Annotated in this window: 11 protein-coding genes and 1 riboswitch; of the genes, 4 read left to right on the top strand and 7 right to left on the bottom strand. The window is 51.0% G+C overall.

Annotated features, from left to right (window positions below):
* Positions 1-166: 166 nt before the first annotated feature.
* Complete coding sequence (locus OH31_RS07825; RefSeq protein WP_024930292.1) at positions 167-706, top strand: YaeQ family protein; 540 nt, start codon at positions 167-169, stop codon at positions 704-706.
* A gap of 46 nt (positions 707-752) precedes the next feature.
* Here the strand turns inward: OH31_RS07825 and OH31_RS07820 are convergent, their stop codons facing one another.
* The 4 genes from OH31_RS07820 to thiC all read right to left on the bottom strand — a co-directional run bounded on the left by OH31_RS07820 (position 753) and on the right by thiC (position 6041).
* Positions 753-1268 (bottom strand): hypothetical protein, encoded by a 516-nt coding sequence (locus OH31_RS07820; protein ID WP_024930291.1) that lies wholly within the window; start codon positions 1266-1268, stop codon positions 753-755.
* Positions 1269-1390: 122 nt separating this feature from the next.
* Positions 1391-3046, bottom strand: coding sequence for a hypothetical protein (locus OH31_RS07815; RefSeq protein ID WP_024930290.1), 1656 nt, complete (start codon positions 3044-3046; stop codon positions 1391-1393).
* 98 nt (positions 3047-3144) lie between these two features.
* Positions 3145-3993, bottom strand: coding sequence for a hypothetical protein (locus OH31_RS07810; protein WP_024930289.1), 849 nt, complete (start codon positions 3991-3993; stop codon positions 3145-3147).
* Positions 3994-4160: 167 nt separating this feature from the next.
* Positions 4161-6041 carry a phosphomethylpyrimidine synthase ThiC gene (gene thiC, locus OH31_RS07805; RefSeq protein ID WP_024930288.1) on the bottom strand — a complete coding sequence of 627 codons (1881 nt, stop codon included), beginning with the start codon at positions 6039-6041 and terminating at the stop codon, positions 4161-4163.
* A 31-nt stretch (positions 6042-6072) separates the two neighbouring features.
* Positions 6073-6185: riboswitch (TPP riboswitch) on the bottom strand.
* A 151-nt stretch (positions 6186-6336) separates the two neighbouring features.
* On the opposite strand from thiC, the gene OH31_RS07800 reads away from it, so the two are divergent.
* The 3 genes from OH31_RS07800 (at position 6337) to OH31_RS07785 (ending at position 11644) form a co-directional block, all read left to right on the top strand.
* Entirely contained in the window at positions 6337-6747 is a 411-nt protein-coding gene (locus OH31_RS07800; protein ID WP_024930287.1) for a hypothetical protein, read from the top strand.
* 197 nt (positions 6748-6944) lie between these two features.
* Positions 6945-10649 (top strand): PAS domain S-box protein, encoded by a 3705-nt coding sequence (locus OH31_RS07790; protein WP_024930286.1) that lies wholly within the window; start codon positions 6945-6947, stop codon positions 10647-10649.
* A complete protein-coding gene (locus tag OH31_RS07785) occupies positions 10646-11644 on the top strand; it encodes a two-component system response regulator (protein ID WP_024930285.1) in 999 nt (332 codons plus the stop codon). Before OH31_RS07790 ends, OH31_RS07785 begins: the two co-directional genes overlap by 4 nt.
* A gap of 45 nt (positions 11645-11689) precedes the next feature.
* On the opposite strand, the gene gatB is transcribed toward OH31_RS07785, so the two are convergent.
* From gatB to gatC, 3 genes are read right to left on the bottom strand one after another with little or no spacing between them, the layout of a single operon-like run.
* A complete protein-coding gene (gatB, locus tag OH31_RS07780; RefSeq protein ID WP_024930284.1) occupies positions 11690-13192 on the bottom strand; it encodes an Asp-tRNA(Asn)/Glu-tRNA(Gln) amidotransferase subunit GatB in 1503 nt (500 codons plus the stop codon).
* A complete protein-coding gene (gatA, locus tag OH31_RS07775) occupies positions 13193-14674 on the bottom strand; it encodes an Asp-tRNA(Asn)/Glu-tRNA(Gln) amidotransferase subunit GatA (RefSeq protein WP_024930283.1) in 1482 nt (493 codons plus the stop codon).
* Between the two features lie 34 nt (positions 14675-14708).
* Positions 14709-14996 carry an Asp-tRNA(Asn)/Glu-tRNA(Gln) amidotransferase subunit GatC gene (gene gatC / locus OH31_RS07770; protein WP_024930282.1) on the bottom strand — a complete coding sequence of 96 codons (288 nt, stop codon included), beginning with the start codon at positions 14994-14996 and terminating at the stop codon, positions 14709-14711.
* Positions 14997-15065: the final 69 nt, after the last annotated feature.

The following is a 15065-nucleotide window of genomic DNA, read 5'->3' as shown; positions in this document are numbered from 1 at the left end:
GCATAAAATAAAAATAAAACGTTTCATTTTCATTTTACATGGGCAGCTTAAAGAAGCAAGCAATTTGTTGTACCCTGGCAGATACATACGTCACCAGCCCCATGTGCACGCGCATGTTTGCTATACTCGCAGCACTTTTACTTTTATCGCTCAAGCCCACTGACGCATGGCCCTGAAATCCACCATTTATAAAATCGATGTCAATATTGCTGACATGGATCGGCACTATTACCAGCAACATCATCTCACGCTTGCCAAACACCCGTCCGAGACCGATGAACGCTTGATGGTGCGCCTGCTCGCCTTTGCACTATACGCAGAGGAAACATTGCTGTTTGGCAAAGGCCTGAGCGAAGACGATGAACCCGACCTCTGGCAAAAAGACCTGACGGGAGCGATTGAACGCTGGATTTGCGTGGGCTTGCCTGATGAGCGCGACATCCGCAAAGCCTGCGGTCGGTCAGCGCAGGTAGTGCAAGTGCTCTATGGCGGCAGAACGGCAGACATGTGGTGGGATCAGAACCATAAAGCGGTACTCAAACACGACAATGTGACCGTGATTAACCTGCCCGAAACTGAGCAATTGGCGGCCGCTGCTGCGCGCGGACTGACGATCAGCTTTACCATCCAGGACCGGCAAATCCTGGTCAGTCATGAGGGCGGTAGTTTTGAGCTTAGCCCGATCTGGTTAAAAGAAGCCCGTTAAATACAAAAGCCAGCAATGCTGGCTTTTGTATTTCATCAGTCGATATTTACGGAAAGAGCCGATGCTCTGCTGGCCAGACGCCGCTATACATAGCCTCCGGGTGATGTCGCATCAGCCGCTGACGCACCTCACTCAACCGGCGCAAGGGCACAGACACGATCATCAAGATATTACCCTGCTCAATTTGGGCAGAATATGCCTTTATCCGGTAACTGGGCGCGGCTGTCGCCACCGTCGCTGCCCAGGCAGCACATGACAAGGCACCCAACACCATGCAATACGGGATCACCATCAACGTGACCTCACCAAACCACCAGGGCACCAAATAAGCCAGCATGCCGCCAAACAGCCCGAACACGGCACCAAACACAAACCCCGCCAGCGCACTGTAAACCACATCAGATTTTTCCACAGCGTTGGCTTTAGGCAAGTTACCCAGGGTCTGCTCATTTTTTGCATGAAAGTGAATATGATCTTCATCAATTCGTTCCAGCAGCAACTCATTCATCATGGCTTGCGCACTTCTAATATTGGGTAAAACAAAATAGAGCCTGCGTCTCATGTCGTTCTCCTATCAATATTGCCAGTATTTCGCTGGTTTTGGTTTGATAGTGTTTAAGCGCAAAGATTCACTTTTTAACAACTGTTGGGTTAGCCGGCGCGGCCATCCAGGTAAGGCATATTTTACCTGTCATCCAGCTTACCGACCCAGACACTGCGCAGCTTGGCCAATTTATAGCGCAAGCCTGCGCCCTCGTTGGAAAGCGCATCCAGAAACAATGACAACCGCCGAGATTTAATCACCGTGTAGAAAGTGAGCAAGCTGACCGGAATAAACACAACCGAGAAATAAGCCAACTTCTCCAGCGTGCTGGCTTGCGTAAGGTCAATCAGGTTCATACCCAGCAAACCTGTGGTCATGGTGCCAATCAGGCCCAGAATCGTCACGACGGTCAGGCGGACGACAGTATCGGCCTGGCGCTTGATTTCCTCACCTTCCAGATACTCGGCCATGTCCATAATGCGGCGGCGGGTTTTTTCAAACAGGCTCACCGAATCAAGTTGTTTCAGCATCAGTGAAAACAGGTCTTTAGCCACAGCCTGGTCTGAGACGTTTTCAAACCAATAGCGATGCGTAAAACGTAAAAATACCGCAGTAGCATTACGGATACGGTTGCGGAAGTTTTTCACCGAATCTTCGCTCTGGATATCCAGGCGGCTAATAGCTTGCACCATGCGGTCTGACAACATCAGCAAAGCGGCTTTTTGAAAATGTGCGATTAAAAACAGCAGGAAATACTGGTTCTGGTAATGGCGCTTGATGCCTGTCCGCTCATTGGTAAATACGCGGTGCTGATGACTGCCGACGACGACAAAGTTTTGCCCGGTACACATGATGCGGGTAGTACTCCACGGGTCTTGCCGGGCTTCGTCCCAATAGCGGTCATAGCAATTATGCTTTTCGAATTCCTGCAAAAAGTGTTCGGTAAATGGCAGGGTTTCTGAATGCCAGGGTTGGCACACCAGTCCAAGGCGAATCAGGTCGCCCCGACTCAGCTGGCTGACATCGTCAAACGACAGGTAGGCCATCAAGGGCATGCGCTGGTACTCAATTTCACGGTAGCGTAAGGCTCCGGCCTGGTCGGAATAATGGGGCACCAAAGGATGCAGCAACGCTAGCCAGTGCAACGACACGCAAGGCACATGGTTTTCTTTCACATAAGAGAGATAACGCGCTTTGTCTTCATAATCAGAGCGCGCAAGCACCTGACCCTGCTGATCCAGCCACTCAATCAACTGGGCACAGTGACCGCCTTCGCCCGTATCATCCCAATAGTTAGGGTAAGTCCGGCCCAGGCGGTACATCACCTCCATGGCAGATTTCAATGGCAGGTCTTTACCTGTCACCTCAAATGCCAGCATGGCGACATCAATATCAAAAAAGAAATACAACTCGACGTGAGACACCCGCAGGACGATGGGCTCAGGTTCGCCATGCAGGGTAATACGCACCTGGTGAATATCACTACGCGTGAAAATATGGATGGGCGACTCACCATAGCCGCCAGACTCACGTCCATGTTTGCCTTCACCATACAAAAAGCGCTGTGCAAACGGTAAAAACGTCACAAACTCCTGGTAGCGTGCTTCGCTCAAATACGGAGAAGCCTGCAGAAACTCGTCTTGTATCTCAACCCAGGGTGAGTCAGGCGCGGCTTTTAGCAGTTGCCAAGGACAATGCACCTCGCCAGCACTGTGCTGGTCGGTCATCAACTGTATCGGCCACAACAATGTCTGCCGGAAGTCTCGTACGATACTGCTTTGCAGGTTGTCCGCCATGATGGATGCCCTTTAGCCGCTTGAGTAGATGGTGGACTATAACGCGGGTTGCTATGACAGAATCAGGGAATAAACGCCGCAAATACCTGCCAAATAATTCATCCGCAATGCCGGTATAAGTCCATCATGGTGCGCCCGGCATTCACCAGCTCATACACCAGCGTGCCTGCACCAGTAAATACAACGAGCAATACCGTCGCCAATACCACCTTACCGGTACTGAGTGCATGGCCTTGCAGATACAGCGCCCATAGCCGACCTGACCAGATCAGCAGAATAAGCAATGCCAGCAATTGCAGTCCGGCCGCCAGCTTAAACAAGGGCCGGTCGGTTGCCTGCAGATAAATGGCCTGCAACGCCGCTAGCTGAGATTGTAGTTGTGTGCCCAGCTGCGCATTGGGACTCACGTCACCCGTCTGGGCATTGGTCGCGCAAAGCACGCCCTGCTCCAGCAAGGGCTTGAGCTCTGCCATACCTTTTTCCAGCGCGATCCACGATTTTGCCGTGACCGGGTCAGCCAGGCTGATATTGGTGAGCGAGGCGGCCAATACCTGTATCACCAGCATGACGCCACAAGCCGCACACATCACCCCGAAAAAGCGCTGAAAACCACTTTGTACCCCCGCGACTTTAGCCGCCAGATAAGCCAGCGCCGACAAACCCAATAATTCGAACAATAACCGTACCGCCGCCAGCGCATGTGCGGCCATGCCTGCTTCATCACTGGCCAATTGCACAGGATTGGTCATTTCGGGAAACACCACCGCCAGCACAACCGCAATAGTGAATGAGAGTAACAAGAATGCAATCGACTGCTCCAGCCTGGTTTTGGCATCGTCAGTCTGCAAATGGTCACGCACCAGTTGCTTTGGCTGCGTCAGCAGCTGGGTAAAACTACCCAAATAAGCAGGTAATTCTTTCAGCACATTATCCAGAATAGACGACATGGCACACCCCTTTGGCATAGATAGACAAACCTTAACACCGTTACCGTGACTGATGTTGTGCCCGAGGCACTTTGCAGAAAACAGGCCGCATATTGTCTGGCACGTGTCGCAAATAGCCATAAAAAAAGCCAGCATCGCTGCTGGCTTTTAAGCGTTAATCAGACAGGTTACACCTTCTGATAAACCTCGCTCCCTTTTTTCACGAATTCAATCGCTTTTTCCTGCATACCTTTTTGCAGGGCGGCTTGTTCATCAACCCCCAGCTTATCCGCATAATCACGGACGTCTTGTGTGATCTTCATCGAGCAGAAATGTGGGCCGCACATGGAGCAGAAGTGGGCTTGCTTTGCGCCCTCTTGTGGCAAGGTTTCGTCGTGGAATTCCTTGGCTTTTTCCGGATCTAGGCCGAGGTTAAACTGGTCTTCCCAGCGGAATTCGAAACGTGCTTTTGATAAAGCGTTGTCACGAATTTGTGCGCCTGGGTGACCTTTTGCCAGGTCTGCAGCGTGCGCAGCAATTTTGTAGGTAATGATACCCACGCGTACGTCTTCTTTGTCCGGCAAGCCCAAGTGCTCTTTTGGTGTGACGTAGCACAGCATGGCACAGCCGTACCAGCCAATCATGGCAGCGCCGATACCGGAAGTAATGTGGTCATAACCTGGTGCAATGTCGGTAGTTAAAGGCCCCAATGTGTAGAACGGAGCTTCACCACAGTGTTCCAGTTGCAGGTCCATGTTTTCTTTAATCAGGTGCATAGGCACGTGGCCTGGACCTTCGATCATACATTGCACATCGTGCTTCCAGGCGATTTGCGTCAGTTCGCCCAAGGTTTTGAGTTCTGCAAATTGCGCTTCATCGTTAGCATCGTAGATAGAGCCAGGACGTAAGCCATCACCCAGTGAGAAAGACACATCGTACTGCTTCATGATTTCGCAGATATCTTCGAAGTGCGTATACAGGAAGGATTCTTGGTGATGCGCCAGACACCATTTCGCCATGATGGAGCCACCGCGTGACACGATACCGGTCATACGTTTTGCGGTCATCGGGATGTACGCTAAACGCACACCTGCATGAATGGTGAAGTAGTCCACACCTTGCTCTGCCTGCTCGATCAGCGTATCGCGGAAGATTTCCCAAGTTAAATCCTCTGCCTTGCCGTTTACTTTTTCCAGCGCCTGGTAGATAGGCACGGTACCAATCGGCACAGGTGAGTTACGGATAATCCACTCACGGGTTTCGTGGATGTTTTTACCGGTAGACAGATCCATTACGGTATCGCCGCCCCAACGCGTGCCCCATACCATTTTCTCTACTTCTTCAGAGATCGAAGAACCAAGGGCTGAGTTACCGATGTTGGCGTTGATTTTGACCAGGAAGTTACGGCCAATAATCATCGGCTCGATTTCCGGGTGGTTGATGTTAGCTGGGATAATGGCGCGGCCACGGGCCACTTCGTCACGCACAAACTCTGGCGTGATCACTGATGGAATGCTGGCGCCATAATTCTGGCCGGGATGCTGTGTTTGCAGCAATTCGCTCATGTTTTCACGGCGCTGGTTTTCGCGGATAGCGATAAACTCCATCTCAGGCGTAATGATGCCTTTACGCGCATAGTGCATCTGGCTCACGTTCTGGCCAGCCTTTGCCCGCAATGGTTTGCGGTGCAGGTTAAAACGCATTTCTGCCAACTGTGGATCGACCAGGCGCTGATGACCAAACTCTGAGGTCGGGCCATCCAGCTGCTCCACATCGCCACGCTCCATAATCCATGACGCACGCAGTGCTGGCAAACCATTACGGATATCAATCTCGACCGTCGTGTCAGTGTAAGGGCCTGAAGTGTCGTAGACCACGACAGGTGGATTCGTGTCACCGCCAAAACTGGACGGTGTATCACTCAATGAAATTTCACGGAATGGCACCTGGATATCAGGGCGGGAACCTTCAACGTAGATTTTGCGCGATTTGGCAAACGGTTTGGTAGCAGCTTCGTCAACTTTGGCATCAGCGTTGACGAACTTGATATTTTTATCAATAGCGTTCATTGGCATCCTTAAAAGAAAAAGACGTAAGGATGCATGTGAAGGTTTGCATTCCCTACGGTGGTATTAACCACATCAGGTTCGAAGGGTAACTCTCACTGCAAAACTTTCAATAAATGAAGGATTTACAGACCCCTAGCAACGGACGAATTGTGCGCGAAAACACCTGATAACGCAAGCAAAACAAAGTTTTGCAACTGCCTGCCATTGACAAATAGACAGACCTGTCTACAATCATGTCACCCGACTATAAAAACATACGGGATTTATTTCAATCAGGAACTCAGGAGAGATCATAATGGAAGCTTTACTCATAGGGGCCGTGGCCTGTACTACCGCTTTAATTCTGTCAGCATGGTTAATGACATTCGCGCGCTGGTTTCCCATCAAAGGCATAGATGGTGACTTTCTGGTCGATTACAAAACCATGATACGCGCCCACGTTGACTATGCCTTGATGGCACTGTTTAACCTGGGATTTTTTGGGGCGGCCAAAGCGGCAGGTATTGAGTTGCACTATTTTGCCTGTGTCTGCGTGGCGATTGGTGGCTTTACCAACCCGACCGTGTTTGTGATTGCGGCGTTTGACCCGGACTTCTGGAGCAAAACCAAGTGGAAAGTATTTTCCGCCATCAGCTTCGTCATCACCACCGTCGGTTTTATGACCATTTGCTACCAGTTGATTTGCCACGCGCTTTGCACGCACTAGCATGGATTGCTTTGCGCCAAAAAACCCTGCTTCGGCAGGGTTTTTTAATCAGGCTGATCGCAATATCAATCAAAACGAGCAGTAATTTAAAAAACTAAGCACCGAACCTGCAATTATTCCGCTATTTACTGCAGACCTGTACCCGCTAGACTATACGTGGGAAGTAGTCAAACAGGGACTCACAAGGCAAATCAAGCATGGATTGGTACGGTATTTTCTTTTTCAGAGCAGGCTCTCCAACCGCCCTGCTCTATGGCAGCTATGATGATTGGCTGGTGGTGTTATCGGCCGTGGTTGCCATTGGCTCCTCTATTCTGGCCCTGCAATTAACGCGCCTGTCACAAAAACAGACGTCTGTGGTTTCACGTCGGTTTTCGATTATCGCCAGCTCAGTATCATTAGGTGCCGGCATCTGGGCCATGCATTTTATTGGCATGCTGGCCTATCAAATCTGCACGCCGGTTTCTTACTATCCGGATGCCACCCTGGTCTCCATGATGCCAGGCATCCTGGCATCACACTATGCCCTGAGCCTGATGTCTGAAAACCAGATCGATTACCGCAAATTGATTAAAGGCGGATTTGCCGTCGGTGCAGGCATTGGTGCCATGCATTACATCGGCATGCTCGCCATGCGCATGGAGCCTGTGCTCAAGTTTGATCTGGTATGGGTGCTGGTGTCTGTCGTGGTAGCGGTTGCTTTATCCACGCTGTCCCTGTGGACAGGCATCTTTTTAAACCAGAAAGGCAAAATCCCGCCCAAAGTCAGCATCATCCTGGGCGGTGTGCTCATGGGCAGCGCCATCACCGCCATGCACTATACCGGCATGGCGTCTGCGCGCTTTCTGGGCGAAGCGAAACCCGGCTTTAACCCGGATGACAACCAATCCATCACCATGGCACTAGGCATTACGCTGGTCACTATCCTCATCGGCATCATCGCCACGGCGATTAACGCCCTGATACGCTACCGGCAAATGCTGGCGACCATCCAGGCCAGTGAAACACGCTTGTCGACCATTCTGGATACAGCCGTAGACGGTATCGTCACCATCAATACCACTGGCGAAATGATCGCCTGCAATGACGCCGTCGAAAAACTGTTCGGCTGGACCAAAGCAGAAATGAAAGGCAAAAATATTTCCCTGCTGATGCCAGAACCGGACAGCTCCAATCACCTTTATTACCTGAAAAATTACCAGGCAACGGGCCAGGCAAAAATCATGGGCGAAGGCCGCGATCTGGATGCCATGCGCAAAGATGGCTCAACCTTTCCGATTCGACTGGCGATTGGTGAAGTCAAGCTTGCCAATGAAACGCTATATGTGGGTTTTATCACTGACCTCAGCCACCGCAAAGCCATTGAAGAGGCTGTGCGGGAAAAAGATCAGCAGATTCAATCCATGATGAACAATATCCCAGGTGTGACTTTTCGCGTCAGCCTGGCGGGCGACTGGAGCATACAACTGATCAGCGACGCCGTGCTACAGATGACAGGCTGGCCCGCGCAGGACTTTCTCAGCGGACAATTACGCTTTTCGCCCTTGATGCATCCTGACGATATTGCACGTGTGCGCCCGATTGCGGCAAAAGCCATTGCCAAGCTTGAAAGCTTTGAAGTGGAGTTCAGGATCACGGATCGCAACGGTAATGAAAAATGGGTATCCGCATTCGCCTCTCCGCTGCTGAATAAAGACGGCATGCCGTATGCCATGGATGGCGTATTGCTGGACATCACCGAGTCCAAACAGAAAAATGCCGAATTCGAAGGCATCGTCAACGCGATCAATTACTCCACCAGCGTGGCCGAATTTACTATCGATGGCTTTGTGATTTCGGCCAACCAGAACTTCCTTGACCTGCTGGGCTACCAGGCCGACGACATCGAAGGCCGTCATCACTCCATTTTTTGCCCGCCTGATTTTGCCCTGACCGACACCTACAAGAAAAAATGGTCATCCTTGCGCCGGGGTGAGTTCGTGCATGGCGAGTTTTTGCGTTACGGCAAAGCAGGCAAGCAAATCTGGATCAATGCCTCTTACAGCCCGGTACGTGATGTAGACGGCAAGGTCGTTAAGGTGTTGATGTTTATGATGGACATCAGCGAGCGCAAGCAAATGGAACAAGAAATGCGGCAGGCAAAAGAAACCGCCGAGCAAGCAGCCAACGCCAAAAGTACATTTCTTGCCAATATGAGCCATGAGATTCGCACACCGATGAACTCTATTATCGGCTTTAGCGAATTGCTGCTGGATACCTCCATGCAACCGGAACAGCGCAATTATTTATCCACCATCAGCCAGTCAGCCAAGTCTTTACTACATTTGCTCAACGACATTTTAGACAGTGCCAAACTGGAAAAAGGCATGCTGGAGCTGGAGATGCTGGATTTCTCCATGCGCGAAATGGTAGATAGCCTGATCTCATCCCTTTGGTTACAGGCGCGCAAAAAACAGCTGGACTTGCGGCTGAATTTAGCCCCGGAAACCGCTGGTTACTATATCGGCGCCGAGCATCGCATTCGCCAGGTACTGACCAACCTGCTGGGCAATGCGATTAAATTTACCGAAAAAGGTCATGTTGAACTCAACGTGCACCTGACACCGCAAGACGAAGTGCAATTTGACATCATTGATACCGGCATCGGCATTGATGAAGACCGGCTGGATGTGATTTTTGAGCCATTTACCCAGGCCGATGCTTCAATGAGCCGCCGCTTCGGTGGCACCGGACTGGGCACCACCATTAGCAAACAATTGGTAGAGTTAATGGGCGGCCGCATTACTGCCAGCAGCAAAATTGGCAACGGCAGCTGTTTTTCAGTGATTTTGCCGCTCACAGAAGGCAGTGCGCCAGAAAACTCAGCACAAAATAATGCGTTAGCATTGACCTTGCCCGCACTGAAAATTCTGGCTGCAGATGATATTGAGCAAAACCGCAGGCTATTAAACATTGTGCTGGAAAAACAAGGCCATCAGCTCACATTGGCCAGCAATGGCCAGGAAGTTGTCGACGCCTGGCAAAGCCAGCCGTACGACGTGATTTTGATGGATGTTCAAATGCCTGTCATGGATGGCCTCAGCGCCAGCATGCATATACGCGCATTAGAGCAACAATCCGGCAGGGCCAGAACGCCGATTATTGCGCTGACAGCCAGCGTGCTTGATCAGGACCGGGTAGCCGCAGCTGAAGCAGGCATGGATGGCTTTGCGTCCAAACCGATTGAACTGCCATTATTACTGGCAGAAATTCAGCGCGTATTACAACTGGAACCTGTGGCAATGGCTACCGACACCACCCCATCGCCGCCTGTAACAGCGCATTTCGACCTGAAAAAAGGCATCCAGTTGTGGGGTGACCAGCAAACCTACCTGCATGAAATCAATGTTTATGTGCAAGAGTCACGCAAGCACATCACTACCCTTAAGCAAGCAATCGCAACGCAGGATTACGCCACGGTGAAGCAACTCGCGCATGCCAACAAAGGTGTCAGCGCCAATCTCACCCTAAGCAATATTCAGGACAGCTATCACGCACTAGAACAAGTGAACGAGGATCAGTGGCACACCTGCACTGCACTGGTGACTCAGTTGCAAACACACGTACAGTCACTGCATGCGTCCATCACACCCTTGCTATTACAACAGGCAGTGACCGCCTCTACGCATGAAGCTCAACTGCCAGCCGCGCAACTATTAGGCTGGCTGCAAGAACTACGTACACTGATCGTCATGAATGAGCTGGATGATGCGCTCGTCAGCAAACTCGTTCAGCATGCCCCTGCGGCGTGGCGCCAGGCCTTGAATACCATTGCGCAGTTATTGAATGACTTTGACTTTGAGCAAGCGACCGTGCATATTGACCAGCTACTGGCAATCCAGACCCAGGAGACTTCCTCATGATGGACAACACCGCGCAACAAGCAAAAATTCTGATTGTTGACGATGAACCACTTAACCTTAAAGTGTTGAAGCAGGTGCTACAGGACAATTACCGTTTGAGTTTTGCCAAAAACGGTATGGACGCATTGGAGTTGGTCAAAAAAGAAAGACCCGGCCTGATTTTGCTGGATGTGATGATGCCAGGCATGACTGGCTTCGAAGTCTGTAGACAGCTCAAAAGCGACCCGGAAACCAACACCATCCCGGTCATTTTTGTCACCGCATTGGCGGAAGAGGCGGACGAATCTGAAGGCTTTGCTGCTGGCGGTGTGGATTACATCAATAAACCGATTTCACCTGCCCTGGTGCGAGCGCGCGTCAAAACGCACTTATCACTAGTGCATATCGATGAACTGAAACGCACCCACTTGGAGCTGATCCAGCGTTTAGGCCGCGCTGCCGAGTTCAAGGATAATGAAACCGGCATGCATGTCATGCGCATGAGTCATGTGTCTGGCAGGCTGGCCTTGCAAATGGGTATGGATCCGCACTTTTCAGAACAATTGATCCATGCCGCGCCCATGCATGACATCGGCAAAATTGGCATTCCTGACCATGTATTGCTCAAACCAGGAAAATTGAACAATGAAGAGCTGGAGTTAATGCGGAAGCACCCGGAAATGGGTGCAAAAATCCTCGATAACTCCACATCACCCCTGATCAAGCTGGCACACTCCGTCGCCCTTTACCACCATGAAAAATGGGATGGCAGCGGTTATCCGTTCGGCTTAAAAGGGGAAGCGATTCCGGTGGAGGCTCGCATTGTGGCTGTGGCTGATGTATTTGATGCCTTACTCAACAAGCGCCCGTACAAAGAGGCCTGGCCTGTGGAAGATGCCATTGCAGAAATTGAGGCCAATCGTGGCAAGCACTTTGACCCGGCTGTCGTCGACGCCATGTTGCAGTGCCTGCCAGATTTGATTGCCATTAATAACAACTGGCTTGAAGAAGAATAAGGTCCGTCAATATTATCCTGCCATACCACAGCAGGATAATCCGTTTTAACCCAATTTAGCCTTAAGCAGTTCGTTGACCTGGGCCGGATTGGCCTTGCCTTTGGAGGCCTTCATACACTGGCCAACCAGCGCATTAAAAGCTTTTTCTTTACCGGCTTTGTATTCATCCACCATGGCCTGGTTAGCAGCCAGCACTTCATTGATAATCGCTTCAATGGCGCCAGTATCAGAGACCTGCTTTAAATCATCTTTTAGAATAATTTCATCAATTATTCTAAGTTCTTTATCCAAACCGCCAAATTCATTCACTGAAATAATTTGAGCAGACTCGCTCGATTCATTCCAAATTCTTTCAAATACATGTTTTGCACCTGATGATGATAATACACCTTCAGAGAGCCTTTTAAGCAATGATGCCAGAAGCTTAGGACTTATTGGTGCCTCTAGGATATTTTTTTCTTCTGCATTCAGCTTGGCTGACAAAGTACCCATCACCCAGTTCGCTGCCTGCTTGGGCTCTGCGCCCGCATTGACCACGGCGACGAAATAGTCCGCCAGGCTGCGTGAAGCAGTCAAGGTACTGGCGTCATACGCTGAGAGCTGGTACTCACTAATCAATCGTGCCTGCAAAGCTTGTGGCAGTTCTGGCATCTCGGCCTTTACACGCGTCTTATCGGCTTCGGTGACTTCCAGCGGCAATAAGTCAGGGTCTGGGAAGTAACGGTAATCGTTGGCTTCTTCCTTGCTACGCATGGCACGCGTTTCACCCGTATCCGGGTTAAACAGCACGGTTGCCTGCTGAATGGTGCCGCCATCTTCCAGCGTCTCAATTTGCCATTGTGTCTCGTACTCGATTGCCTGCTGCATAAACTTGAACGAGTTGAGGTTCTTGATTTCGCGACGGGTACCTAATTTCTCAGAGCCTTTTGGACGCACCGAGACGTTGACATCACAACGGAAACTACCTTCTTGCATGTTGCCATCACAGATACCTATCCATTGCACCAGTTCATGCAATTTCTTGGCATAAGCCACCGCTTCGGCTGCGCTGCGCATATCTGGCTCAGTCACAATTTCCAGCAACGGCGTCCCTGCACGGTTGAGGTCTATGCCGGACATGCCTTCAACCGCATCATGCACCGATTTACCGGCATCTTCTTCCAGATGTGCACGCGTGATATTGATGACTTTTTCGTAGGCTTCGGCATTTTTAGTCGCAGGCACCTGGATGGTGATTTTGCCTTTACCGACCACCGGCAACTCAAACTGGCTGATCTGGTAGCCTTTTGGCAAATCCGGATAAAAGTAATTCTTGCGGGAAAACACACTGCGTGGTGCCATCTCGGCATCAATCGCCAGGCCAAACTTAATGGCACATTCGACGGCTTCTTTATTCAGTACCGGCAATACACCGGGTAAAGCAATGCTCACTTCGCAAGCCTGCGTATTTGGCGCAGCACCATAGGTGGTCGAAGCGCCGCTAAACTGTTTAGATTTAGTTTGTAACTGAGTATGAGTTTCCAACCCGATGACGACTTCCCACTGCATTTAGATTCCCTCCGGCATACGTGTGTGCCAGTCTGTCACTTGTTGATAAGCGTGGCCGATCTCCAGCATGCGCGCCTCATCAAAATAATTACCGATAATCTGCAAACCTACCGGCAAGGACTTACCTTCTGAGTTAGCCGCAAAACCGGCTGGAATACTCATGCCTGGCAAACCGGCCAGGTTAACAGCGATGGTATACAGATCTTCGAGGTACATGGCGACCGGGTCACTGGTCTTCTCTCCGGCCTTAAAGGCTGTCGAAGGGGCAGCTGGCCCCATGATCACATCACAGTGCTTAAATGCTTCTACAAAATCCTGTGCAATCAGGCGGCGGATTTGCTGTGCCTTGAGGTAATAAGCATCGTAGTAGCCAGCGCTCAATACATAAGTACCAATCAGGATACGGCGTTTGACCTCGGCACCAAAGCCTTCGGCGCGCGACTTCATGTACATGTCCATCAGGTCGTTGTATTCGGCAGCACGGTGGCCATAACGTACACCGTCAAAGCGTGACAGGTTGCTGGAGGCTTCTGCCGGAGCTAGCACGTAATAGACCGGAATCGACAGATTGTTATTAGGCAAACTGATTTCTACGATTTCGGCGCCCAGCTTTTTGTATTCGGCAATAGCGGTTTCGATGACCTTGGCCACATCGGCACTCAGGCCTTCGGCAAAGTATTCTTTAGGCAGGCCTATGCGCAAGCCTTTGAGTGGCTGCTCGCCGGTCAGGGCAGCCAGGCCGCGGGTGTAGTCTTCTTTTTCACGGTTGACGCTGGTGGAGTCACGCTCATCAAACCCCGCCATGACATTCAGCATGAGTGCACAGTCTTCGGCAGATTTGGCCATCGGGCCCGCTTGGTCGAGTGAAGACGCAAACGCGATCATGCCGTAACGCGACACCAATCCATAGGTGGGCTTGAGGCCGGTAAAACCGCACAAAGAGGCCGGCTGGCGGATGGAGCCGCCGGTATCGGTGCCAGTCGCAGCGGCACACAAACGTGCGGCCACCGCGGCGGCGGAACCGCCTGAGCTACCACCCGGTACACGGTCAAAATCCCACGGGTTTTTCACGCCACCAAAATAGCTGGTTTCGTTAGAGGAGCCCATGGCGAACTCGTCCATATTGGTTTTACCCAGGTTCACAGCGCCTGCAGCATCAAACTGGCTGATGACATGTGCGTCATACGGAGAGATAAAGGTCTCCAGCATTTTTGAGCTACAGGTGGTGCGCCAGCCTTTGGCACAGAAAATGTCTTTTTGCGCCAGCGGGATTCCGGTCAGCGGGCCGAAATCACCAGTGGCAATGCGGGCATCAGCTGCTTTGGCCTGCGCCAGCGTTTTATCCTCGTCTATGGTGACGTAGGCATTAATGGTCGGATTGAGCTGCGTCATGCGCTGCAAATAGGCTTGCGTCAGCTCGACACTGGATACTTGTTTGCTGGCCAACTGCTGGCCCAGCTGCTTGAGACTGCTGTTAATCATAATAAGAACCGTAAAATCGCGTAGAAAACCGCTGTTATTCGATGACTCTTGGCACCAGGTACAGACCATCCTGTGTTGCCGGGGCAATAGACTGGAACAGCTCGCGCTGGTTGGTTTTGGTGACCACGTCTTCACGCAGGCGCTGCGTCACGTCCTGCGAGTGCGACATAGGGACAATGCCTGTGGTGTCGACCGCCTGCATTTGCTCGATCAAACCGAGGATGCCGGATAGTTTGTTCAGGGTTTCCTGCGCTTCACTCTCGCTGACCTCAATACGGGCCAGATGAGCGATACGCTTGATATCATCTAGATTCAGTGCCATGTTCTGGTTAATTGTCTGTAAGATTTTGAAAGCACATCTTAATTTCATGTGCGTTTTGCGCTATTATAC

This window comes from Methylophilus sp. OH31 (assembly GCF_000576615.1).
Classification (GTDB): domain Bacteria; phylum Pseudomonadota; class Gammaproteobacteria; order Burkholderiales; family Methylophilaceae; genus Methylophilus.
The sequence above is the reverse complement of the archived record's forward strand: the minus strand, read 5'-3'. Positions and strand labels throughout refer to the sequence as shown.

Coding starts and splice junctions, on each gene's coding strand:
- OH31_RS07825 (WP_024930292.1), top strand. CDS start 167: ATGGCCCTGAAATCCACCATTTATAAAATCGATGTCAATATTGCTGAC.
- OH31_RS07820 (WP_024930291.1), bottom strand. CDS start 1,268: ATGAGACGCAGGCTCTATTTTGTTTTACCCAATATTAGAAGTGCGCAA.
- OH31_RS07815 (WP_024930290.1), bottom strand. CDS start 3,046: ATGGCGGACAACCTGCAAAGCAGTATCGTACGAGACTTCCGGCAGACA.
- OH31_RS07810 (WP_024930289.1), bottom strand. CDS start 3,993: ATGTCGTCTATTCTGGATAATGTGCTGAAAGAATTACCTGCTTATTTG.
- thiC (WP_024930288.1), bottom strand. CDS start 6,041: ATGAACGCTATTGATAAAAATATCAAGTTCGTCAACGCTGATGCCAAA.
- OH31_RS07800 (WP_024930287.1), top strand. CDS start 6,337: ATGGAAGCTTTACTCATAGGGGCCGTGGCCTGTACTACCGCTTTAATT.
- OH31_RS07790 (WP_024930286.1), top strand. CDS start 6,945: ATGGATTGGTACGGTATTTTCTTTTTCAGAGCAGGCTCTCCAACCGCC.
- OH31_RS07785 (WP_024930285.1), top strand. CDS start 10,646: ATGATGGACAACACCGCGCAACAAGCAAAAATTCTGATTGTTGACGAT.
- gatB (WP_024930284.1), bottom strand. CDS start 13,192: ATGCAGTGGGAAGTCGTCATCGGGTTGGAAACTCATACTCAGTTACAA.
- gatA (WP_024930283.1), bottom strand. CDS start 14,674: ATGATTAACAGCAGTCTCAAGCAGCTGGGCCAGCAGTTGGCCAGCAAA.
- gatC (WP_024930282.1), bottom strand. CDS start 14,996: ATGGCACTGAATCTAGATGATATCAAGCGTATCGCTCATCTGGCCCGT.